The 23,046-nt window shown below is 38.8% G+C and carries 20 protein-coding genes; 3 read left to right on the forward strand and 17 right to left on the reverse strand.

The genetic code is table 11. The features are described from left to right. Position 1 precedes the first annotated feature (1 nt). The 5 genes from BMX11_RS07905 to carA form a co-directional block, all read right to left on the reverse strand. On the reverse strand, positions 2–679 hold the full coding sequence (locus BMX11_RS07905; RefSeq protein WP_090883215.1) for an XAC2610-related protein: 678 nt from the start codon (positions 677–679) through the stop codon (positions 2–4). Positions 680–733: 54 nt separating this feature from the next. Further along, positions 734–1,690 (reverse strand): Fic family protein, encoded by a 957-nt coding sequence (locus BMX11_RS07910; RefSeq protein ID WP_090883217.1) that lies wholly within the window; start codon positions 1,688–1,690, stop codon positions 734–736. A 109-nt stretch (positions 1,691–1,799) separates the two neighbouring features. Beyond that, a complete protein-coding gene (locus BMX11_RS07915; RefSeq protein ID WP_090883219.1) occupies positions 1,800–2,915 on the reverse strand; it encodes an ABC transporter permease in 1,116 nt (371 codons plus the stop codon). A gap of 54 nt (positions 2,916–2,969) precedes the next feature. Further along, positions 2,970–3,734 (reverse strand): ABC transporter ATP-binding protein, encoded by a 765-nt coding sequence (locus tag BMX11_RS07920; protein ID WP_090883221.1) that lies wholly within the window; start codon positions 3,732–3,734, stop codon positions 2,970–2,972. A gap of 181 nt (positions 3,735–3,915) precedes the next feature. Then, positions 3,916–5,028 carry a glutamine-hydrolyzing carbamoyl-phosphate synthase small subunit gene (gene carA / locus BMX11_RS07925; protein ID WP_090883222.1) on the reverse strand — a complete coding sequence of 371 codons (1,113 nt, stop codon included), beginning with the start codon at positions 5,026–5,028 and terminating at the stop codon, positions 3,916–3,918. Between the two features lie 317 nt (positions 5,029–5,345). On the opposite strand from carA, the gene panB reads away from it, so the two are divergent. The 3 genes from panB to BMX11_RS07940 are packed head-to-tail and all read left to right on the forward strand — an operon-like array spanning position 5,346 to position 7,704. Further along, positions 5,346–6,161: a 3-methyl-2-oxobutanoate hydroxymethyltransferase gene (panB, locus tag BMX11_RS07930; protein WP_090883224.1), complete on the forward strand. Its 816-nt coding sequence runs from the start codon at positions 5,346–5,348 to the stop codon at positions 6,159–6,161. Between the two features lie 8 nt (positions 6,162–6,169). After that, positions 6,170–7,009: a hypothetical protein gene (locus BMX11_RS07935; protein WP_090883226.1), complete on the forward strand. Its 840-nt coding sequence runs from the start codon at positions 6,170–6,172 to the stop codon at positions 7,007–7,009. 8 nt (positions 7,010–7,017) lie between these two features. After that, positions 7,018–7,704: an RluA family pseudouridine synthase gene (locus tag BMX11_RS07940; RefSeq protein ID WP_090883229.1), complete on the forward strand. Its 687-nt coding sequence runs from the start codon at positions 7,018–7,020 to the stop codon at positions 7,702–7,704. Between the two features lie 10 nt (positions 7,705–7,714). On the opposite strand, the gene BMX11_RS07945 is transcribed toward BMX11_RS07940, so the two are convergent. The 12 genes from BMX11_RS07945 to BMX11_RS08005 form a co-directional block, all read right to left on the reverse strand. After that, a complete protein-coding gene (locus BMX11_RS07945; RefSeq protein WP_245738609.1) occupies positions 7,715–8,188 on the reverse strand; it encodes a hypothetical protein in 474 nt (157 codons plus the stop codon). Between the two features lie 105 nt (positions 8,189–8,293). Continuing rightward, the gene (locus BMX11_RS07950; protein ID WP_245738610.1) at positions 8,294–9,709 is read right to left on the reverse strand and encodes a glycoside hydrolase family 30 protein; all 1,416 of its coding nucleotides are present in this window, start codon (positions 9,707–9,709) and stop codon (positions 8,294–8,296) included. 145 nt (positions 9,710–9,854) lie between these two features. Next, on the reverse strand, positions 9,855–11,279 hold the full coding sequence (locus BMX11_RS07955) for a RagB/SusD family nutrient uptake outer membrane protein (protein WP_090883233.1): 1,425 nt from the start codon (positions 11,277–11,279) through the stop codon (positions 9,855–9,857). 11 nt (positions 11,280–11,290) lie between these two features. After that, positions 11,291–14,203 (reverse strand): SusC/RagA family TonB-linked outer membrane protein, encoded by a 2,913-nt coding sequence (locus BMX11_RS07960; RefSeq protein WP_090883235.1) that lies wholly within the window; start codon positions 14,201–14,203, stop codon positions 11,291–11,293. Positions 14,204–14,483: 280 nt separating this feature from the next. Beyond that, positions 14,484–16,382: a 7TM diverse intracellular signaling domain-containing protein gene (locus tag BMX11_RS07965; protein ID WP_090883237.1), complete on the reverse strand. Its 1,899-nt coding sequence runs from the start codon at positions 16,380–16,382 to the stop codon at positions 14,484–14,486. Between the two features lie 91 nt (positions 16,383–16,473). After that, the gene (locus BMX11_RS07970; RefSeq protein WP_090883239.1) at positions 16,474–17,799 is read right to left on the reverse strand and encodes a sensor histidine kinase; all 1,326 of its coding nucleotides are present in this window, start codon (positions 17,797–17,799) and stop codon (positions 16,474–16,476) included. 21 nt (positions 17,800–17,820) lie between these two features. After that, complete coding sequence (locus BMX11_RS07975; RefSeq protein ID WP_090883242.1) at positions 17,821–18,501, reverse strand: response regulator transcription factor; 681 nt, start codon at positions 18,499–18,501, stop codon at positions 17,821–17,823. Between the two features lie 40 nt (positions 18,502–18,541). After that, a complete protein-coding gene (locus BMX11_RS07980; RefSeq protein WP_090883244.1) occupies positions 18,542–19,744 on the reverse strand; it encodes an aspartate aminotransferase family protein in 1,203 nt (400 codons plus the stop codon). Between the two features lie 437 nt (positions 19,745–20,181). Then, complete coding sequence (locus BMX11_RS07990) at positions 20,182–20,622, reverse strand: hypothetical protein (RefSeq protein ID WP_090883248.1); 441 nt, start codon at positions 20,620–20,622, stop codon at positions 20,182–20,184. A gap of 7 nt (positions 20,623–20,629) precedes the next feature. Beyond that, positions 20,630–21,277: a hypothetical protein gene (locus tag BMX11_RS07995; protein WP_090883250.1), complete on the reverse strand. Its 648-nt coding sequence runs from the start codon at positions 21,275–21,277 to the stop codon at positions 20,630–20,632. A gap of 33 nt (positions 21,278–21,310) precedes the next feature. Then, positions 21,311–21,871, reverse strand: a complete 561-nt coding sequence (locus BMX11_RS08000; RefSeq protein WP_090883252.1) for an RNA polymerase sigma factor — start codon at positions 21,869–21,871, stop codon at positions 21,311–21,313. 137 nt (positions 21,872–22,008) lie between these two features. Then, entirely contained in the window at positions 22,009–22,968 is a 960-nt protein-coding gene (locus BMX11_RS08005) for a transketolase family protein (RefSeq protein ID WP_090883254.1), read from the reverse strand. Positions 22,969–23,046: the final 78 nt, after the last annotated feature.

Consider the following 23,046-nt stretch of genomic DNA (forward strand, 5'->3'; position numbering starts at 1 on the left):
TTTAGTTTTCGTAGTAATCCTTGGTTTTAAACTTTTCGACAGTTTTTTGCATTTTGCCGTTGATCAGTTTTTGAGTAATAACTACAACTTCATCGGCAATACTTGAATCTTCGATTACTGATTCGATAATAAACCATTGTTTTTTACTGTCCTGCTTGTAGCTGATGGTTTTTTGATAGCAGCATCCGCTCTTCTCCATGATAGAGATTCTTTGGTTTTTTTTGTCTACAGCAAACATACCTAAATTATTGCTCGCTAGTTCACTGAGCCTGGTGTCGATATTAAATTTAGTAACGGATAGTGCTGTGTAAATATTATAAGAAGGACTATCATAGGCACCTTTACTTCCATTGCGGATGGCAATATCTTCATGGCCGTCAAAGTTGAAATCACCAAAAATTAACGGACTTTGATACTTTCCTAAAGGCAACCAGCCCAGTTTTGCGTCTTGCTTTTCGGTTAAGGAAAATTGTAAATCAGGCGAGTTGAAAGTCTGGAGTTCTGCTCCCGAAATTTTATCGTAAAGAATAATGATACCCTTCCCCCCGCAGAGACCGTTTTCACAATTCGCCACAAATATTTTTGCTTCGTATTGGTTTGAGCTGGTATTGTCTAAAAACTTATATTGCCCTTGTGCATGCATGGCAATAAAGAGTAAAAGTATCGCTGTGTATTTCATTTTTATTTTGGGGTAAAAGTATCCCAAAATCCAGAAATTAAAAGTTAAAAAAGGTTAACGTTTCCGTTTTCTGTTTTGGATATAATCTTTAACTGCGGTTTTAGTTGTTAGCCAATCTTTGCCTTCCTTATAAGCATCTATTTTGCCCTGTCTGGCTAATAAACTAACATATTCTTGACCATAGGGTACATCTGGCTCCGAAACGATAAAGGAGATAGGCTCATAATCTTCATAACTGTGGCCAGGTAGTGCATTAATATAGATGTTTAATGAACGCTCCGTGGCCTGAATCATTAGGAGGTAAAGCTTGCTGTAATTGCCGTTATTCGCTTGATTTAAAGCCTCGTAATATTTCTTTGTGTCATTTTTGAGTATAATAGCAGGAGGTAAGCCTTTCCGCATCAGGAGTAAGTTCATCGCAAGGCGAACAGTTCTGCCGTTCCCGTCAAAAAATGGATGTATCCAAACTAATTTGTGATGGAAAATGGTAGCAAGTAAAATATCATTTAAGCCTAATGGATTATCATTTACAAACTCAATTAATTCATCTAATAAATGCGAAACTTTTTTTGCATTAGGCGGGGTAAAGTTAGCACCAACAATACGCACTCCTCCATTTCTCAATCTACCTGCATATTCATCTTCTATACTTCTTAATATATAGCCATGTAGCGATAAGATATCAATGCTTCTAAGGATATAGCTTTCTTTAACTAAGGTGTAGAGGTAGTCAATTGCTTTTTCATGGTTATACACTTCAAAGTGTTCTCTTAGAGATTTACCCTTTACAGTAATGCCTTCCTGCAATACCATTTGAGTTTCTTTTAAAGTTAAGGTATTGCCTTCTATACTATTCGAGTTATAAGTCCATTCTAAGCTTAAATCTGTTTTAATTCGATTTAGGGCGCTGGAAGGTAAAGGCCTTGAGCCGTCAAGCTTTGCTTTTTTTTCACTTAACCTTTGTATTTGAGGTTGAAATTCTTCCAGGTTGTTTAACTCAAATTCCCACATCCCCGAAGTTACTAATGTCGTTTTGGCTTAAAAATTAAATTTACCGATATTAAAAAATTAATCGCAAAAAAAATCGGATGATCATTTATCCGATTTTTTCAAAGGAGACTTATTCCCATTTAAAAACCTTAACGGCTACGGCATAAATACCAATACCCCACAAAATAAGAATCAATATCTGCTGTTTAACGTCCCATAAGCCTAAGCCTTCAAAAGCGACTTTACGCATGGCATCATTTAAATAGGTAAGCGGTAAAGCCCTGCTAATGGGTTGCAGCCAGTTCGGAAAAGCTTCAATACTAAAAAATGTACCCGATAATAAGAATTGCGGAAGTGTAACGATATTAGAAATTGGCGGCACCATGCTCTCGCTTTTTGCGATACCTGATATAATAAATCCAAAACCCATAAATACGATTACGCCTAGGGTGGCCAGTATAAGCATATTGACGACCGTAAGCACACCGTGAACGAGTGTAAAACCAAAAAAGAAATGACCCAAAACAATAATAAATAAAGCTCCTATCAAGGCAAAGCCAATTCTGGCAATAGCCTCTCCAATTACAATGCTTGAACGCTTTACAGGAGTGGCAAAGAAACGTTTGATTACCAGGGTTTGGCGCAGACTTAAAAACACAAAGGCAGTACCAAATACACCGGTGCTTAATAAGGAGAAGCCTAGCTGACCCGGAAGTATAAAATCTATCGTTTTATATTCCCTTCCTTCTACGGTGCTTTCTTTAATCTCTGCAACTGTAGGTTTGAGTGATTTGTCGTAAAAGAGGTTATTGAGTACAGATCTCAAAATATTACCTTTATCCATAGAGGCAGAAGTGTAAACCACCTTCACCGAATAGGCCTGCGAATTTACCTTTCGCTGTACATCAATCATGGCGTCGATATTGCCTTTTTCCAGTAGCTTGTCAAATTCAACTTTAGATTTTTCTTTTTTTAGCCGAATCATCCTGGTTTGCTCCAGCATGCCGATCACCGGATTGCTCATGTCTGACCCTGGCGCTATACCCACATCGATATGCGTTCCGCCACCACCTAAAAATCCAAATACCAGGATGAATATAAGTGGAAATGCAAGGGTGAAAATTACAGCAGATGGACTCCGCATAATGGAGCGGAAGCTGGCTTTCGCCAAGGCCAAGGTCGCTTTGGTATTGCTAAAGTTTACTGTCTCCGGATTTCCCTTCGCAGATTTGGTATCATTTTGCATATGTCTTGCCTGGTTATGATTTAAATTTTTCTATTTGGGTAGTTGTTAGATGTATTATTCTCGCCATTCCTGCCCTGTCAGGTTAATAAATACGTCTTCAAGATTAGCTTTTTTAACTTCTTTTTTACGCTCGAAGCCACTGTTAACCAGATTGTCGATCAAATTATCAGGCGTGTCTAAAGCGATAATCCGGCCGCGCTCTACAAAAGCTACCCGATCACAAAGCTGTTCTGCCTCATCCATATAATGGGTAGTAATAACCACAGTAGTGCCATTGTTTCTGATCTCCTTAATCAAATCCCAAAGGTTTCTCCGGGCCTGAGGGTCGAGTCCGGTAGTAGGCTCATCTAAAAATATAATTTTGGGTTGGTTGATCAAGGTCGTGGCAATAGAAAAGCGCTGTTTTTGTCCACCAGAAAGCGCCTTGTATTTCGCTTTTGCTTTATCTTGCAGGTTAACTTTTTCAAGCATCGCCATGGGCTTAATGTCTGCGCCATAAAGGCCGGCAAAGAGCTCTATCAGTTCAATAAGGTTAAGGTTAGGGTAATAACCGGCCGCCTGAAGCTGAACGCCTATAATCTGCTTAATTTCCTGTGCCTGCTTGTCAATTGAAAGGCCATCAACGGTAATCTCGCCAGAGGTTTTCTCTCTTAGGGTTTCTATAATTTCCAGCGTAGTGGTTTTTCCGGCACCATTTGGCCCCAAAAGGCCAAAAATCTCATGTTCATAAACATCAAAGGTTAAACCTTGAACTGCTTTAAAGTCATCGTAATTTTTTACCAGATTGTTAACACTGATAATGGCTTTTCTTGTTTCCATGTTGCGAATGTAAGAAGCTTAATATGAATAGAGAATGAATTTGGTCAGAATGAATAGAAAATGTCGGTTAAATGATCTTTTAATAGCTGAGGTAGGGCTTAAACAAAATCTGCGAATCAACAGCCTGAGTTTTGCTGTAGATCCGCAGATTTTATTATTTATGTTAGGCTTCAGCTCAGGATTACCAAACTAATTTACCTGTCATTACATCAACGAAGTCATCAAAAAGATAACGTGAATCATGTGGGCCAGGTGAAGATTCTGGGTGATATTGAACAGAGAATGCTTTTTTACCTTTTACACGGATACCTTCAATAGATTTATCATTTAGGTTAACGTGTGTAATTTCTACTTTATCAGAATTTCTAACTTCATCTGGAACAACACCAAAACCGTGGTTTTGTGAAGTCACTTCGCAGTGATCTTTAATGATATTTTTAACAGGGTGGTTTAATCCACGGTGACCGTTAAACATTTTCATGGTGCCAATACCGTTAGATTCTGCCAATAACTGGTGGCCTAAGCAAATACCAAATAAAGGCTTGTCTGCTGCTAAAATGGTTTTGATCGTTTCTACTGCATAAGGCATTACCGAAGGGTCGCCAGGGCCGTTAGAAATGAAGTAACCATCAGGATTGAATTTTTCCATTTCAGCAAAAGTCGTTTTCGCAGGGAAAACCTGAACATAAATGTCTCTGGCTTCGAAGTTGCGTAAAATGTTTTTCTTAATACCCAAATCTAAAGCAGCAACTTTTAAGCTTGCATTAGGGTTTCCATAGAAGTAAGGCTCCTTGGTGCTTACTTTTGATGAAAGCTCTAAACCTTCCATTGAAGGAACTTCGGCAAGCTTTTGTTTTAATTCTTCTAAATCTGTAATTTCTGAAGAAATAATGGCATTCATCGCTCCCTTATCGCGGATGTGACGTACCAATGCACGGGTATCGATATCAGAGATGGCTACCAGGTTATCATTTTGGAAATAATCCTGGATAGATTCTTTTGCTTGTTTACGGCTGTAAACGATATTATAGTTTTTACAAACCAAACCAGCGATTTTTATCGAATCCGATTCAATCTCATCGGCATGGATACCATAATTACCAATGTGCGAATTGGTGGTAACCATAATTTGACCAAAATAACTTGGGTCAGTAAAAATCTCTTGGTAACCTGTCATCCCTGTATTAAAACAGATTTCGCCTGTAGTGGTGCCAATTTTTCCGGCCGCTTTGCCGTAAAAAACCGTGCCATCAGCAAGTAATAGAATCGCAGGTAACTTGGTGTAGTTAGTCATGGTAATTACAATATGGATTTTTGATTAAAAAAGAGTTGAAAAAAGGGTAACTTTCGGCATTAAAGCCGTTTTTGCAGGGTGCAAAAAATGATGAACTAATCCCTTCCATTTCGGGGTACAAAGATAGAGTTTAAGATTGGTAATGTAAAATGAAATTTGAAATTAAAAATAGCTATGCCAAATAACCCCAACAGAAGCCATGCTGCATCAATAAACAAAATGACTTTTTATTAATAGGGTTTTGGCCTTTTAGCTAAAGCCATTCGGCTCGTTTTTAAAGAAAAAACAATACTTTTGGAGGCACAAAACAGATTATAATGTCGGTACACAAAGAAATAAAACGCGTTACCACGCACATTTTGCAAGAAATGAAACAACGTGGTGAAAAAATATCCATGCTAACCGCTTATGATTATTCCATGGCCACCATCTTAGATGATGCCGGATTGGATGTATTATTAGTTGGTGATTCTGCTTCTAATGTTATGGCAGGCCATGAAACAACATTACCCATCACCTTAGATCAGATGATATATCATGCTGCATCTGTAATCAGAGCGGTAAAACGTGCTTTTGTGGTGGTAGATTTACCTTTCGGATCTTATCAGGGGAATTCTAAAGAGGCCTTAAATTCTGCCATCAGGATTATGAAGGAATCTGGTGCTCATGGGGTAAAATTAGAAGGTGGAGAAGAAATTATAGAATCAGTTCAACGAATCATTACTGCTGGTATTCCGGTAATGGGACATTTAGGGTTAACACCACAATCTATCTATAAATTCGGAACCTACACGGTAAGGGCTAAAGAGGAAGAGGAAGCCAATAAACTTAAATCGGATGTCCTGGCCCTTCAGGCCGCTGGCTGCTTTGCTATTGTTCTGGAAAAGATTCCTGCTGCTTTAGGTAAAGAAGCTACCGATAGCTTAAACATTCCAACTATTGGTATTGGTGCAGGTCCGCATTGCGATGGACAAGTATTGGTGGTAAATGATATGATAGGTTTAACAAAAGGATTTAAGCCTCGTTTCTTGCGTCAGTATGTTAATCTCTACGAAGAAATTTACGGCGCTGCGCAAGCTTATATCCGCGATGTGAAAGGATTGGATTTCCCTAACGATAAAGAGCAATATTAAGATCATCTATGAAAAAAACGCTTCTCATAATTGCTTTTTTTTGTTTTTGTTTCCAGGCATTTAGCCAGGAGAATTTGGATCAGCAATCGGCAGCCATCATTAAAGAGGGGAAACTGCTCTACCGATCTGAAATGGCCTCCTGGTATGGAACTGATGTGTTCATGGAGAAATTTAAGGAGAAATCTGCCAATATTGGGGGATATTTATCTTATGCTGAAGGTGCGCAATATAAATGTGTATTCTTTTCGAAGGGAGAGGAACCAAAAGTAATCGCAACCATAAAATTTGATAGTACTTATAATGTTCAACAGGCCTTGGCTGATGGTAGCGAAAGAGTATTTGATAAAAATGAAGCGGATCTTTATTCCATTAGAAAGGCTGCGCTCCATGAAGTGAATACAGATACCATATTTAAGGTCGCTAAAAATATAAACTTAAATTTGGTTCCATTAATAATCGATGGACAAAGAAAAGTTTATATTTTATCCGGGCCACGCGAGAATGGATTTGTAATACTCGGTAATGACTACCTGATTACATTCGATAAGGACAATAAAATAATAGAGAAGCGAAAAATCCATAGAAATATGATCCCCATCGCTTATGGTAAGAAAGATGAGCCACCCATAACTGCTCATAGCCATTTGGCGCAAACGGGTGAGCTGATTACCGCTACAGATATTTGCACATTGATGTTATATGGTAAATTTGCAAACTGGAAACAACATTACGTTCTCACTCCTAAATATGTTTGCATATGGGATTTTGGTAAAAATGATCTCATCACCATTACCAGGGAAGCATGGGATAGAATAAATAAGGATCAGAAAGAACGCCATAAAAATTAAGAACAATAATGCCTATTACCGATAGAGATATTTTAGTTGAAGATAATCACCTCATTGCCATTAACAAAAGAGCTGGCGACATTGTACAGGTTGATGAAACCGGGGATGAGCCTTTGGATGAGCAGATCAAAAAATATCTTGCCCAAAAATATAACAAACCTAATGGAGCTTTTTTGGGTGTCGTACACCGGTTGGACCGTCCGGTAAGCGGGGTAATCTTATTTGCCAAAACCAGTAAGGCGCTAGAAAGGATGAATGCCGCTTTCAAAAACAGAGAGGTGAAAAAAACCTATTGGGCCGTTGTAAAGAACAGACCTGAAAACCCGGAGGGTAAACTCGTGCACTGGCTCATTAAAAATCCCAAAAAGAATGTAGTTACCCACTATAAAACGGAGGTGCCGAACAGCCAAAGGGCCGAACTTTCATACCGTTTAATTGCTCAGGTAGGAGAGTTTTTCCTTTTGGAAGTAGATCCTTTAACCGGTCGTTCACATCAGATCAGGGTGCAACTGTCATCTATGGGCTGTCCAATTGTAGGGGATAATAAATATGGCTACCCTCGGGGAAGTAAAAAAGGAAGCATCTGTTTACATGCACGCCGTTTACAATTTACCCACCCGGTAAAAAAGGAACCCGTAAATATCTTTGCCAAACTTCCAGTAGACGGTTTTTGGGAACGCTTTGAAAATTGTTAAGTCAACCACACTATTTACAGGATGTTTTTGAGAATACCAGGGCCTCGCCAAATTTTAAGGTACTGGTATTTTTGAATCTGGTTTTACCATCTACTTCCTCAACATCTCCAAAACCTTCCTGAAGTCTGTCTCCCTGTTTTAACCAGGCAACCTGGCGGGTAGAAGAACTGCCTTCCGATTGAAAGGTATATTCGGCAATCAAGGTATCTCCTTTAACGATGCCTGCAATATTGCCTGCATTCTTATCTTTCTCGAATAGGTTATAGCTCAAAGCGCCTGTAAATTGATCGCCGTCGATCTTTAAGGTCAAAAATGCTGAATCTCTGTTTTTAAGGTATTGGTAACATTCACTGGCAGAGGTGTTGTTTGTTTCACCGCTGGTAATGGTAGAGTCTATTTTAGATTTTGCTTCTTTAACCGAATTACTCTGGCATGCAGTAATAAACAATAAGCAAGCAGAGATAATGGAAACTAAGTTTTTCATATTTTACGATTAGGTATGTTATATTAAACAAAACCACCATTAAAAAGTTTAACCCAAAAAGAAAGCCCCGCAAAGCGAGGCTGACTTAACAATTAAACGAGATTTTTACCATACAAAGGTTGCAACCGCACCTTTTTCCAGGCTGCTGGTAACCATTTTTCCTTTGTACTTGATATTGAAGATGGTATTACTGTTGTTGCCGTTGCATACAATCAATACTATTTTCCCATCTGGCGTTTTATAGGCCACATTCTGCAGGTTATCTGTGATGTTTGAAGCTATCCTAACAGACCCTGTTTTCACAAATTTTGAGGCATGTGCAATTACATAATATGCTACATTTCTGCTAACGGCCGGTGCAATGGTAATGGCACCCAGGCATGATGTACAACCACCTTTATCGGTGTGGGGATTATAATTGGGATCTGCAGCCAGATTCCATTCCAATACATTTTTGCTCCAATTTCTTGGTGCACCAATCAGAAGCGTTGATACGTGCCATTTAAGGTCTTCAGCAAAATTACTTGGTCCGCCTACCCATTGCTCGGTAAAATACAGGTTCTTATCTGGATGGGCATCATGAACTTTGCTCAGTGCAGTGATACTTCCAGCATAGAGATGAAATGCTGATCCATCAACGTACTTTTTAGCTTCCGGATCGTTGAGAATAGTAATCGGGTATTCTGGCTTATCTGCATTGTGATCGTATACTATAATTTTGGTTGATATGCCAGCTTTCTCGAAAACAGGCCCTAGAGCCGTTTTAATAAAATTAGCCTGATCTAATGCTTCCATATACATACTTGGATTGTTTCCGGGATGTAATGGCTCATTCTGTGGCGTAATGGCATCGATAATAATGCCTTCAGCCTTCATGGCTTTGATGTATTTTACTAAATAGTTAGCATAGGCCTGATAATACTCTGGTTTTAGGCTTCCACCAATAAAACTGCCGTTGGTCTTCATCCAGGTAGGAGCGGTCCATGGTGAGCCTAGAATTTTGATCTTTGGATTAATCGCAACAATTTTCTTTAATACTGGTATTAAATCCTCTTGTTCTTTGGCAATGGAGAATTTTTCAAGATTTACATCCGTTTGGCCTGGAGCCAGATCATTATAGGTAAAAGGCGTAGCACTTAAATCAGAAGCACCAATACTGATCCGGAGGTAATTAATGCCAATGGCATGTTCTGCCGACCCGAATAATTCATTGATCAGTTTATCTTTTTCAGCAGCAGGCAAAGCATTAATTAAGCTTGCACTGCCCCCGGTTAAGGTATAGCCAAAGCCATCCATGGTTTGAAAGGTAGTATTGGGATCTACTTCAATGGTAGGATTGCTATTGCTTTCCTGAGTAAAGTTTAACGCAATATTTTGTTTTTGAAGAAGTGCTGTTTGATCTCCTTTGGTTAACCAAACATTTACATCTGTTTTAACTGGCGCTGAGGTTGTAGATGTGCCAGTTTCGTTTTTCTTTGTTTTTTGACATGCACAAGCGGCAAACAAAATACTTGTAGCCATGCAGATACTATAAATTGCTTTCATGAAAGGGTAGGGGATTGCATTCGCAGAAACTTAATTTCCCGAATATGGTTGATTAATGATCAATCCAATTGGATCTGTTTTTTAAATAAGGGGCAAACTAAGCCTGCCCCTTAATATATGGCTAACGAATGTTAGGGTTTCTGTCCAATTCTGCCTGCGGAATAGGAAATAACAATTTCGCACTGGTTACATTATAGTTTAGCGAATTACCTTTTCCATCTTTTTGCGCATTCATTACCGCTACTGCACGGTTTGTCCTTAACAAATCAAACCACCTGTGTCCTTCAAAAGCCAGCTCTAAACGGCGCTCTTTTTCGATAGCTAAGCGCATACTGGCCTGATCTGTAGCTGGGGTGCCGCCTAAATTTACACGGCCCCTGATCTGATCAACCAATGGCTTGGCTGTAGACCATCCACTTGCACTCTGCTCGTTCAAAGCCTCTGCCTTTAACAGGATAATATCTGCTAAGCGGATAAAATAAGAATCGCTCACATCATCTTTACGATATTTGTTAATGTATGGATAACTGGATTTCGTCCAGTAGTCATCAGACCATCCTTCGCTGCTGGCGTTATTAAAGGTCACGCTGGCGTTTTTACGGATCACATCGCCTTCAGCATCATATGCGGCTACTAAGTCGTTTGTAGGGGTGCAGAAACGCTTCCAGCCAGTCCCCACAATAACGCTTGGCATCCAGTTACCACGGCCATTAGGTCCGCCCCAACCATCATACTGCATTTCCCAGATGGCCTCGCTGTTATTTTTATGATTGCCATCAAATAACTGATCAAAAGATCCCATTAAACTGTAACCGCCTGAAATGGTTGCATCTGCATATTGCTGCACTTTAGCCCAATCTGGGTTAGGTTTGGAAGCATATACTTTGGCCAATAATGCATTTACAATTCCTTTGGTGATGATCCCTTTGTTTGCTGCGGTTGCGCGAACATTTGGTAAGGCAGATTCTAAATCTTTGATAATTTGTGCATATACCTCATCCACGGTTGAACGGGGCTTTTGCATCTCTTCCAGGCTGGTAGGCGATTTTAACACCAAAGGAACACCTCCCCATAATCTTACCAGATGAAAGTAGAAATAGGCCCTTAAAGCAGAGGCTTCACCCAAAATCTGGTTTCTTCTGCTATTAGCATCAAGAGTCGGATCCTGAATATTGGGAACATTTTCTAATACCTCATTGGCATTTTTAATGTTGGCATAAAGACCGCTCCAATCGCGACCAACGTTACCATTGGTAGAGTTGGTGGTAAAAAGATCAATCTGGATATTAGCCGGGTTATCTCCACCAGCATAGGCATTATCGGCGGTAACATCACCGTTAATCATATAATCCCAGATGTGGTAATCATTGTACATGCCACCATAAACTCCAGCCATTAATTTTTCTGCACCAGCAGCCGTGGTAAACGCTACATCACCGGTAACCTGGTTAAAGGGCTGCTTGTCCAGGAAATCTTTCTTACATCCGCTCTGCAAAGTAATGGTCAATGCTGCGGCTGCGACTAACGAATATATTTTTAGTTTCATTTTCTTAATTCTTAAAATCCAACATTGATACCAAATAAAAAGCTTCTGGATTGTGGATAGGTACCATAATCAACACCCATCGACGGCCCATTGGCATCATTCACATTCACCTCAGGATCTAAGCCCGAATATTTAGTGAAGGTTAACAGGTTATAACCTGTAGCAAAAACTGTTAATTTGCTTATTTTCAGCTTTTCAAGCGCAGAAGGGCTGAAACTGTAGGATAAAGTGGTTGTTTTTAAACGCAGATAAGAAGCATCTTCCACAAAGCGGCTAGAGGTTAACGAATTTTCGGAACTGCTCTTAAGTGCTTTAGGGATGGTGGTTAACTGACCTGGAGTAGTCCAACGATCCAATACTGCTGCCGATTGATTTTTCGAATCAAACATGCCTTCTAAATCAATTCTTGATGCATTAAACAATTGATTACCTTGTACGCCCTGGAAGAAAATATTCAGACCCCAGTTGCCCCAGGTTAAGTTATTGGTTACACCATAAATAAATTTTGGTTGGGCATTTCCAATGAATGTTCTATCACCAGGATCTGCAGAGCCAGTAACACCATTTCCATTAATATCTGCATAGGTAGCTGCACCATTTGCCGGATTAACACCTGTAAACACATAACCATAGAAACTTCCCAATGGTCTTCCTGTTACAATGCGTACGGCCGCATCTCTTTCATAAATACCTGCGAAATCTAAAGATTGAGTAGTGGTACCCAAATCGGTTACTTTATTGCGGTTAAGCGAAAAGTTTAAATCGGTACTCCATTTGAATTTCTCACGATCAAAGTTTTTTGTCGATAAAACAAACTCCAAACCTTTGTTTTCCATGGCACCAACATTATAAGCCTGGCTGGCAAAACCTGATGAAGGTGGCAATTGAACATTGATCAGCAAATCATTTGTTTTCTTCAGGTAAGCATCAGCAGTGAATGTAATGCGGCTGTTAAACATGCTTAGGTCTAAACCAATGTTGGTTTGAGTGGTTTTTTCCCATGAAAGTTTGTCGTTTGCAGGATTTTGAAGATTGTACTCGCCTTGTGCATTCACGCTGTAAAGCTTTAAATAGGCATAATCTCCAATACCCTCATCGTTACCAACCTTACCCCAACTTCCGCGAAGTTTCAAATCGTTGATGGTTTTACTGTCTTTCATAAAGTTCTCTCCAGAAATTCTCCATCCGGCAGAGAATGAAGGAAAGTAACCGAAACGGTTTTCTTTTGCAAATCTCGACGAACCATCTGCTCTAAAGTTCGAGCTGAACAAGTACTTGCTATCATAAGCATAAGTGATACGGGCAAGATAAGATTGCTTGGACCATTGCGCCCTTTGCGGTATGGTTAAGGCAATAGAGGGAGCAATAGGATTTCCTGATGTATCATAGAAACGCGTCTGCTCGTTGTTGTTATATTTCCAATCAGACGACTGAATGGTATAGCCACCCGTTGCAGTGAAAGCGTTTTTACCCACGTTTTTGGTGTAGTTTAAGATATTCTCATTCAGCCAAACCTGCTCATTGGTGGTGTTATCGCGATAAACACCTCTTTCCTGACGGCCATAGGTTGTTAAAAAGTTGTCGGTAAAGTAACGGTAGAACCTTTTGTTGTTATTGGTACTGATTGTCGACTTAAGAAATAAATCTTTAGTGAAGTTTACCTGTGCACCAAAGGCACCAATAAATCTGAAATTACGGGTTCTGTTGTCCGATCCATAAGCTAGCGCCAGTGGATTATCCCATCCACCCGCATTAGGGATAGTGGTATATTGCCCGTTAGGTTCAAAAATACCAATGGTTGGAGGAGTGGTTAAAGCGCCCAAAATTACACCTCCACGAGAAACACTGCTGTTGTCACCAACATCAATAGAATTACTGGAAGTTAAAACTGCATTTCCTGTTAATTTTAACCAGGGTGTGATATTTTGTGATCCATTGAAGTTCGCCGTAATGCGGTCCAGTCTGGCAGGAGAAACTACCCCTTTATCTTGCTGATAACCGGTAGAAAAGTAGTACTGACCACCTTTAACACCTCCAGATATAGAAGCCTGGTATTGATTTTGTGTACCGGTTCCAAAGGTTTCTTTTTGCCAATCTGTATTATAGTTACCGCCAAAGGTCGTGTATCCCAATTCTTTCATCAAGGCAATATATTGCTCACTATTGAGCACATCTTGTGTTTGCCAGAGATTTGAAAAGCCCGTAAATGCATTAAATGCCACTTTTAGTTTATCGGCAGATCCTTTTTTAGTCGTGATTAATACTACACCATTTGCACCACTAGAACCATAAATCGCCGCTGCAGAAGCATCTTTCAATATGGTCATCGATTCGATATCATTAGCGTTTAGGAAACTGGCATCTCTGGAAGTTACCCCATCAATTACATAAAGCGGGCTGTTTGAAGCAGTAATGGAGGTATTACCCCTAATGCTGATGGAAATGCCTGCTCCCGGCTTACCTGATTGTGAACTTACCTGAACCCCAGCCGCACGGCCCTGAACAGCCTGCAATGGGTTAGTGATAGGCTGATTTTCCAAATCTTTAGCAGAAACGGAAACTACAGCAGTGGTTAGATCTTTTTTAGTCGTGGTACCATATCCAATTACCACTACTTCATTAAGCTGCTGGTTATCGTCTGATAGGCTAACATTGATAGTCGTGCGGCCACCAATAGCTTCTTCAATTGTTTTGTAGCCGATAAAACTGAATTCTAATGTAGCATTTTGTGGCGCACTTAAACTGTAAGTTCCGTTGTCGGCAGTAGAAGCACCTTGGTTAGTACCTTTTACTTTTACAGAAACGCCCGGCAGGGGCAGACCTTGTTGATCTTTCACCTGTCCCTTTATGGTAATATTCTGAGCCACACTCAAGGAGATGTAGCATAAGAAACTCACCATAAGCAAAGTAAACTTTTTTCTCATAATTTTTGCTCTTGTTAAATATTATGATGTAAAGTTAACGCTGAATTAGTGTTAAAAGCAAGTTTTTTAGGTAAAAAATAATTCGTAACTTATTGATAATAAGGTTTTTGTGTTGTTTTTAATACGCTTTAATACCATTGTATAAATAAGCTGCTAAGGCCTGATAATCAGGGTTTAACTGCATAGTTTACTGAGTGTAGTAGCAGCATTTTGATACGGTTAAGTACCCTAGGCTTTCATGCGTTAAAAACATGCTTTTTTCTGCTTCAATGGCCAGGTTTTACTCAATTACCAGTTGGCTCCAGCCATTTTTAGAGTTTTTCTTCAGTGTTTTTTTCCTTTCCTCCATCACTTTTTTAATTCTGCTGCCAAATGTCCAGCACGTACTTTGTCTGATAGAAAGCAATTCTGAAAGCTTATGAGAAGATATTTTTCCTTTAGTAGAGTAAATCAGAAAAATCATATAGAAAGCCTTATTGATTGGTATGCGGGTATTGTGAAAAACAGTATAAGTGGTTACCGATTCTTCATATCCACATTTACTGCACCTCCGGCTGTGCAGGATATGACCATTAAAGAAATGATCGTTGTTACACTTACGGCAATGGTAGCCATTGGCCCATTTTAGCTGCGATAGAAACTCATAGCAGCTTTCCTTATCGGGATAAATCTTACTGAACTCTTCAAAATCCACATCGGTATTCATTACCCGGTCGCGGGTTACTTTCTCTACACTGGTTTGAAGCTCTTCATTATCTTGCTCTAAAAGCACATTCATCCGCGAAATTTCCTCTGCCTGCTGTTGTAGTAAGGCATTTGCTTCTTCGAGTGATTGATTTTTACTCTCAATAATAAGCGATTTATGGTAAACCTCTCTCGTACGTTCCTCCACCTTACTTTCCAATTCCTGGTTTAGCGTATCCTTTAACTTCGCATTAACAGCCATCTGGCGGATGATTTTTTGCTGCGCTTTATCTTTTTTAAGCTTCAGTATGCGCACTTTATCACCAATGGCAAAAGAAAGGAAGACCATTTCAAGAATAAAGCAAAAACTTAGGCTGTAATAACTCACCACACCAAAATTTAACCACGATATTCCCAGCATGATCAGGAATTTAAGGCAAAATCCCGCAAATAAAAAGCTATAACCCAATACAAAAAAACGAGCTGGCTGGTAACCATTTCTGTAAATGTAGATTCCGGTAAAGAAAGCCACAGAAAGCGGGATGGCTTCCAGAAATTTATAACTAAAGAGTTGTTGGTCAAATAAATAGCAATACAGAAAAAAAATAATTCTACCCGCAATTACCCATAAAATCAGCTTGTTAAGCTTTGGGGCTTTTGCTTTTACAAATAGAAGTTCTCTGGTAAATAGGAGGGCAAAGATACTCGTTGCACACAAGGCAAAAGCATATGATACCTGATTCCAGGCGGTTGCATTTGGCCATAAGTATTGATAGGCTATACCATCTGTACTCATTTCAAAAAAGCCCACACTTAAATTATACAGTACGTAATACAGGTATTGTTTTTGCCGTATGGCCACAAACATAATCAGGTTGTAGAAACTGAAGACCAGAATCATCCCATAGAAAATGCCAAAGTAAAAGTATTCATCCAATGCGTAGGAAATGAACCATTCGGCAGATCTAAGCACGATAATAATATCCGATATCTGGGAGGATTGTATTTTGAAGTAATATGTTTGAACGGAATTCCCTTCATTTTGTAAAGGGATTTCGAAGTTTTTATGATGGATTAGCCGCTTATCGAACGCATTTGCATCGCCCAGATGCTCTACTTTATAGGTATTGTTAGGCTGAGGGATGTAAGCTGTAATGTGATCGATGGTTTGATCGAAAAATTCCAATAGAAATGATTTTTGCAACAAATCATTGTGCTTAATCTTAATTCGGAACCAGTAGGTCTGATTTATTTTTTTAGTTTGAGGCGTACTGCTGCTGCTGGCTTTAAACTTACTGTCGAAAGCCTCGCTTTTAATATCGTCGAAAGAGAATTTTCCGGTAGAATCCTCAATTACTTCAATTTCTTTAAAGGTAAAGATGTGTTGAGCAACGGTATCCTGCATAGATACCACTTGCTGTGCCGATATTGGCAACCAAGCGAGTAACAGGCAGGCAATAGAAAGAAAAGACTTTTTGAAATGAATAGTAAGCATCTATCTGCAAAGGTACTAAATTGTTCATTGAGCATATGCAGGTTGCTTTACAGTGCTGGATAATCAGAATCTTATCCGAATTAATTTGTTACTATCCGTTAGTAGAGTCAACTCCAAAGATTAGCGAAATGCTGGTTCCTTTGCCTTCTTCTGATTGTACATCAATATCTATTTTATGGAATTTAGCGATACTATGTACAATGGCTAAACCAAGACCAAAACCATTCTCATCGGTGTTACCCCTTTTAAAACGGTCAAACGCATTATCCGCCAGTGCCTTGCTCATTCCAATACCCGTATCAATAATCTGAAGTACAAAACCCAGCGTGTTTTTTTGCCCCTTAATGGATATGCTTCCACCTTCCAGGTTATATTTTATGGCATTGTTAATGATGTTGATTAATAAGGTATGAATCAATGCTTTATTACCTGTAAACCTGAAATCTTCTTCAATATCTAATGAATATACAATTTTGCGATCCAGGATCCGATCTTCGAGATCTTCATAAATATCATCCAACTCCTGTATTAAACTGATTTCCTCTGTTTTTAAATATTGGTTATTCTCTACTTTGGAGATCAGTAAAAGGCTGTTGATAATGACCTTTAAACGGTTGAGCGTTTTCAATGAGGCATATATCTTATTTTCATGCTCTTCCGGGATACCTGGAGTATTAAGCATATTTTCAAAACGCGTACTCAAGATTGATATTGGCGTAAGTAGTTCATGCGATACATTGGCTATAAACTGCTTTTCAAGCGCAAATAATGTGTTTATTTTTCGCATTAACGAGTTTACACTATTATCGAGGATCTTAAAATCGTCTGTATTGGTAGGGATATTTTCGTAATTGAAATGCGCGGGATCATCCACACGGTTGATTTTTTTATCTATAATCAGATAAAAGGGTTTTAGCAGGAAGTTGGAAAACGTGAAATCAGCAATAAGTGTAATGAGTAAGGCAGCTACCAGAACGACCAAGGTATAGCCACGAATGGAGTTTTTAATTGAACCCAGTGCAGTCATGGTTTCACCAATCTCTAAGTTATACCAATTGGTGTGGTACAGGAACTTATAATTGAGGATCCGGTATACTTCAACATCGCCTTCAATTTCTCTCTTTTCCGTAAAAATTACCGCTTCAGATTTTTTCTGGTTATCCGGAATGTCTGTCAGGATAATAAACTCCTCCTTTAAAATGTTATAATCAGTGAAAGATTGTTCGTTATTTAACAGGCTGTCAATCTCTTTATCATTCAGATGTTCAATGATCTTATTTTTCTTTTTGAGAATTCGGTTATCGAGCTGGTTGTAGGCCAGTCTGTCCAATGAAAACAGAATAATCGCACCTAATACCAGAACAATTGTAATCTTGGTTATCGCATTGTACAACGAAAATTTGACCTGTAACTTCATTCAGCTGATTGTATTAGGGCCTTAGGTATAGTTAATCCTGTATCCAATACTTCTAACCGTTTCAAACCAATCTGTCGGACTAAGCGAAGAAAGTTTTTTCCGAAGGTTTTTAACATGAACATCAACGAAGTTAGAGTCTGAATTTACTTCCAGAATATCGCCCCATACATGCTCTGTTAAGCTCATGCGAGAGACTACTCTATTTTTATTCAATACCAGATAGTTAAATATTTCGAACTCTTTTTTGGTTAGATTTAACCTTTCCTCTTTAAAAGACACCGTTCTGTTCTGGATATTTAAGAGAAATCCATGGATATTGATCTCATTTTTCTCCAGTTTGTGTTTTCTTCTGGTGATGGCATGCATCCTGGCGAGGAGTTCGTTTAGGGAGAAAGGCTTTGGAAGATAATCATCTGCCCCTTCATCAAGCCCTTTTATACGGTCGTCTACCGCGCTTCTGGCAGTAAGGATAATAATGGCATCATCCCGGTCCTTTAAACTTTTCAGTTGTTTAAGCACTTCAAAACCATCCCCATCCGGAAGCCCTAAATCCAGAAGAATAAAATCATAATTGTTTACAAAGATCTTTTCCTCAGCGGAAGACTTTTTCCAGGCATGTTCAATAATAAATCCTTCGTTGCTTAAGAACTCATCCATTTCCAGGGCGAGGCTCTTTTCATCTTCAACAATCAGTACATTCATTATCGTAGGAGGGTTTGTTTTTAGGGTAAAATGCTATTAGTTATTGAGCCTTAAGCTGAAGCACTGAATTTACGTTTTTTAGGATAATGTTACAAGCCGCTTCAATTTCTTCTTTCGTAATGATTAGCGGTGGAGCAATGCGCATGGAATTGCTGCAGTGTAAAAACCAGTCAGAAATTACTCCATCTTCAATACAAGCATCGATAATTTGCTTGTTGGTTTCAAAATCTTCAAATTCTACGGCGAGCATTAAGCCTTTTCCCCGTATTTCTTTTATTGCCGGATGTTGTAAAAGATGTTTGAATAATTGTCCCTTTTCTTCAACCTGCCTAACAACATCTCCCTCAATTAAGGTGTTTAAGGTAGCTAAACCGGCGGCACAACAAACCGGATGGCCGCCAAAAGTTGTCATGTGCCCCAGGATGGGGTTGTTTGACAAAACTGACATGATTTCTAAAGAACTGATAAACGCTCCGATAGGCATACCGCCCCCAATACCTTTTGCCAGTAAAAGTACATCGGGAACCACGTTGTAATGCTCAAAGGCAAACAACTTTCCGCTTCTGCCAAATCCAGACTGGATTTCATCAAATATCAAAAGAGCGCCCACCGCTTCGCATCTTGCTTTCAATGCTTGCATGTACGCTAAATCTGCCACTCTGATTCCTGCTTCACCCTGTATGGGCTCAATAAAAACAGCTGCCGTTTCATCGGTTATTTTTTCCAGGTCAGCAGGATTGTTATGTTCAATAAAGCTTACATGTGGTAGAAACGGACCATAACCATTGGAATAAAAATCACTTTCCATTAAGCTTTCTGCGCCTTGCGTACTTCCGTGATAGGCATTTTTACAGGCAACAAACCCTTTTTTGCCCGTGTAACGCTTAGCTAATTTCATGGCTCCCTCAACAGCTTCTGCTCCGGAATTTACAAAATAGGTACTGCTTAAGCTTTCCGGTAAAACATCAGCAAGCGCTTTGGCAAAATTAACCTGTGGATTTTGAACATATTCTCCATAAACCATCAGGTGCATGTAGGTCTCTGCTTGTTGCTGAATGGCTTTTACCACAGCAGGGTGGCAATGGCCAACATTGCTTACACCGATGCCGGCAATAAGGTCCATGTATTTTTTACCTTCTGCATTATAGATGTAAATTCCTTTTGCGCTCACAAATTCCAATAAAAGTGGAGTAGGTGAAGTTTGTGCATTGTGTTGTAAAAACAACTGACGTTGAGTAAGCATGGTACAAAAATACAGAAAGGATGACTGCTATGGAAAAAAGAACTCAATTATAAATAATTCAAAAACTGTTCTTTGTTCGCGATTTGCGAACAAAGAACAGTTTTCAATATTTTCTTGCCTCCAAAATTGAGGCTTCTAAAAATCGTGGAGGTAATGATGGACGGTGGAGTACAGATTTTGAAGATATTACCTATCTACTCAATAATAGAAAAACAATATGGAAAGAAATAATAGAAATTAATTCGTCTGTGGCAGATTATCTGCATGATTTTTTCCTTTTATTGCTTAATAATAAATATTTAGACGAATACATCAGTGTTCATCTTGGGTATAGTGAACAACAACGAACAGACACCATCATAAGCAATATAGTTGAGCTTGTGGAAACAATGAAGCAAAGAAAAACAAGCCGGTAAATCGGCTTGGGATTTATTTCTCTAATTTCTCGGTCTGCCTTTAAACCTGTCGAGCAATTCTCTTTTAAATGCTTCCTGAGCCCTGTAAAACTTACCTACAGTTTTAATTGGAAGTGAAGATTTCAGTTTGTTATAATACTTTTTTTCCAGATTCAAGTCTTTCTGTCTCATTTCAAACTCACTGGAAATTAGACTTTGTATTTGAGAATCGCTTAAATTATCAATTTCGGTAGTTTTTTTGAAAGAAATCATTTTTTGGAAACGTTCCTTTCTAAGCGCATTTTGCTCTGCCTGCATATCATTGTATATTGGCCAAAAGACTTTTGCTTCCTCTGGTGAGAGATCCAGTTTTTGAGTAAAAAAAGCAATTTTTAATGATTCAATCTCTCCCGATTTTGGTCTTTGCGCCCAAAGCATACCCGGTAATGAAATCATTAAAACGGCAAAAAATAGGTTTTTCATTTTATCATTAATTTTTAAATTCCTGAGTTAAGTCATTCGAAGAGAAATTGTTCAGGATATAGTTTTCCATTTCTGTATCTGAGGCAGAATTAGTTTTTAATACTGTAGCTTCTTGAGTTTCTAAATGCTCGATAATGGTATTTTCGTCAATATCATATAACATCTGGTCACTAGCCATATCGGAAGCATGAAGCTGTGTATCTGTATTTTGATTGTTTTGGTATACGTATACCCCGAAGGTAGATACGAGTAAAAAGCAGGCTGCACTTGCATATTTAACCATTCCTCTTTTCCAAAGCGGAACAATTTTAGCCTCTTTTTTAGGTTCGGCGGCAACAATTTTGGCGTTTATTCTGTCTTGCAGGCTTTCGAAATATCCGGCAGGAACCTCAAAGCTATGGTTTACTTCTGGTAATTCACTTAGTGCAATTCTGGTTTCTATGCGTTCGCTTAAATCTTCAAAATAACCTACAGGTACTTCAAAACTATTATGGTTGGTTTTGTTTTTCAAGCCTTCCATAAATATAGCAGCCGAAATATTTTCATTGCATTGCTGAAAATACTGCTCTGGTACAGCAAAAGGATTTCTTCTACTCATCGCCGAGAGGGTAGGAGCTTCATTTTTCCAATCGTTATCTTCTATATTTTCGTTCATCACAGATATATGATACAATTAAGAGCAAAAGGTTTAATACGTAATATCATCATTTGTAATAAAAGCTTCGATTTTTTTTGCTGCAATATGAAAAGAAGCCTTTAATGCACCAACCGATGTGCCTAAAACCTCCGATATCTCCTCATACTTCATATCATCAAAGTATTTCATGTTGAAAATAATTCTTTGTTTTTCTGGAAGGGTGAGGATGGCTTTCTGGAGTTTCAGCTCTAGTTTATCACCGTTGAAGTACGAAGAAGCCACTAAATTTTCAGCAAGTTCTGTCGAAACTTCATCTAGTGGAGTGTTGTTTTTCAACTTTTGTTTGTTGAGAAAAGTGATGGACTCGTTGGTGGCTATGCGGTAAATCCAGGTGTAAAGTTGAGAATCGTTTCTAAACTTATCTAAATTCTTCCAAACCTTAACAAAAACCTCTTGCAAGAGGTCATCACAATCATCATGGTTAAGCACCAATCTGCGAATATGCCAGTAAATTTTTTGCTGATATTTTTTTAAAAGCAAGTTAAAAGCTTCATTTCGAGTTTTCTCGACAGCAAACATGGCCAATATTTCCGAATCTTCAACTTGTTTCATTAAGGCTGATTTTAAACTTAGCTAATGAAAGAATTAAAAATTTGTTCCATTAGTTTTAGTATTTAACCACAAAGGCACTAAGCCCAACAAGATTAACCTGCTGTTCCTGGTGCCTTTGTGGATTATTCTATTTAATATTAGGATTTTTTCCTTGCAATCACTTTTTGAACAGCTTCAACAATGTTTACTGCATCAAGACCATATTTCGACATCAACTGATCAGGAGTTCCACTCTCGCCAAATGAATCGTTTACAGCAACAAATTCTTGAGGTGTTGGAAGTTCTGTTACCAAAAGGCGTGAAACGCTTTCGCCCAAACCACCAAATTTGTTATGCTCCTCGCAAGTTACCACACATCCTGTTTTCTTTACAGATTTTAAGATGGCTTCATCGTCTAAAGGTTTAATCGTGTGGATATTTATAATTTCTGCATCAATACCCAATTCTGCTAATTTCTCTCCAGCTTCAATCGCTTTCCAAACCATGTGGCCGGTAGCAATGATGGTCACATCTGTACCTTCGTTTACCATCCAGGCTTTACCAATTTCAAATTTTTGATCAGGATCTGTGAAAACAGGAATTACCGGACGACCAAAACGTAAGTAAACAGGTCCTTCATATTCGGCAATAGCCACAGTTGCTGCTTTCGTTTGGTTATAGTCGCAAGGATTGATTACCACCATTCCTGGCAACATTTTCATCAAACCGATATCTTCTAATATCTGGTGAGTTGCCCCATCTTCCCCTAAGGTTAAGCCTGCGTGTGATGCACAGATTTTAACGTTTTTGTTTGAATAAGCAACAGATTGACGGATTTGATCGTAAACACGACCTGTAGAAAAGTTAGCAAAAGTTCCTGTGAAAGGAATTTTACCACCGATTGTCATACCAGCAGCTATACCGATCATATTGGCTTCGGCAATACCTACTTGTGTAAAACGCTCAGGAAAATCTTTAATGAAAGCATCCATTTTTAATGAGCCAACTAAATCAGCACATAAAGCAACTACATTTTCGTTTTTCTTACCTGCCTCATGTAAGCCAGCACCAAAACCCGAACGTGTATCTTTTTTTTCTGTATATGTATATTTTTTCATTGTTTTTTAGATATGAGATATGAGATTTTAGATCTGAGATTGATCGACAAACTGCCGCAAATCTCCCGTCTGTTGTCT

Source organism: Pedobacter rhizosphaerae, assembly GCF_900111155.1.
Taxonomy (GTDB): Bacteria; Bacteroidota; Bacteroidia; order Sphingobacteriales; family Sphingobacteriaceae; genus Pedobacter; species Pedobacter rhizosphaerae.

Excerpts from the sequence above, each read along its gene's own strand:
- carA (WP_090883222.1), bottom strand. The coding sequence starts at position 5,028 with ATGACTAACTACACCAAGTTACCTGCGATTCTATTACTTGCTGATGGC.
- BMX11_RS07970 (WP_090883239.1), bottom strand. The coding sequence starts at position 17,799 with ATGAAGTTACAGGTCAAATTTTCGTTGTACAATGCGATAACCAAGATT.
- BMX11_RS07945 (WP_245738609.1), bottom strand. The coding sequence starts at position 8,188 with ATGAAAAACTTAGTTTCCATTATCTCTGCTTGCTTATTGTTTATTACT.
- BMX11_RS07905 (WP_090883215.1), bottom strand. The coding sequence starts at position 679 with ATGAAATACACAGCGATACTTTTACTCTTTATTGCCATGCATGCACAA.
- BMX11_RS07965 (WP_090883237.1), bottom strand. The coding sequence starts at position 16,382 with ATGCTTACTATTCATTTCAAAAAGTCTTTTCTTTCTATTGCCTGCCTG.
- BMX11_RS07990 (WP_090883248.1), bottom strand. The coding sequence starts at position 20,622 with ATGAAAAACCTATTTTTTGCCGTTTTAATGATTTCATTACCGGGTATG.
- BMX11_RS08005 (WP_090883254.1), bottom strand. The coding sequence starts at position 22,968 with ATGAAAAAATATACATATACAGAAAAAAAAGATACACGTTCGGGTTTT.
- BMX11_RS07960 (WP_090883235.1), bottom strand. The coding sequence starts at position 14,203 with ATGAGAAAAAAGTTTACTTTGCTTATGGTGAGTTTCTTATGCTACATC.
- BMX11_RS08000 (WP_090883252.1), bottom strand. The coding sequence starts at position 21,871 with ATGAAACAAGTTGAAGATTCGGAAATATTGGCCATGTTTGCTGTCGAG.
- BMX11_RS07935 (WP_090883226.1), top strand. The coding sequence starts at position 6,170 with ATGAAAAAAACGCTTCTCATAATTGCTTTTTTTTGTTTTTGTTTCCAG.
- BMX11_RS07915 (WP_090883219.1), bottom strand. The coding sequence starts at position 2,915 with ATGCAAAATGATACCAAATCTGCGAAGGGAAATCCGGAGACAGTAAAC.
- BMX11_RS07955 (WP_090883233.1), bottom strand. The coding sequence starts at position 11,279 with ATGAAACTAAAAATATATTCGTTAGTCGCAGCCGCAGCATTGACCATT.
- BMX11_RS07980 (WP_090883244.1), bottom strand. The coding sequence starts at position 19,744 with ATGCTTACTCAACGTCAGTTGTTTTTACAACACAATGCACAAACTTCA.
- panB (WP_090883224.1), top strand. The coding sequence starts at position 5,346 with ATGTCGGTACACAAAGAAATAAAACGCGTTACCACGCACATTTTGCAA.
- BMX11_RS07940 (WP_090883229.1), top strand. The coding sequence starts at position 7,018 with ATGCCTATTACCGATAGAGATATTTTAGTTGAAGATAATCACCTCATT.
- BMX11_RS07995 (WP_090883250.1), bottom strand. The coding sequence starts at position 21,277 with ATGAACGAAAATATAGAAGATAACGATTGGAAAAATGAAGCTCCTACC.
- BMX11_RS07910 (WP_090883217.1), bottom strand. The coding sequence starts at position 1,690 with ATGTGGGAATTTGAGTTAAACAACCTGGAAGAATTTCAACCTCAAATA.
- BMX11_RS07975 (WP_090883242.1), bottom strand. The coding sequence starts at position 18,501 with ATGAATGTACTGATTGTTGAAGATGAAAAGAGCCTCGCCCTGGAAATG.
- BMX11_RS07950 (WP_245738610.1), bottom strand. The coding sequence starts at position 9,709 with ATGGCTACAAGTATTTTGTTTGCCGCTTGTGCATGTCAAAAAACAAAG.
- BMX11_RS07920 (WP_090883221.1), bottom strand. The coding sequence starts at position 3,734 with ATGGAAACAAGAAAAGCCATTATCAGTGTTAACAATCTGGTAAAAAAT.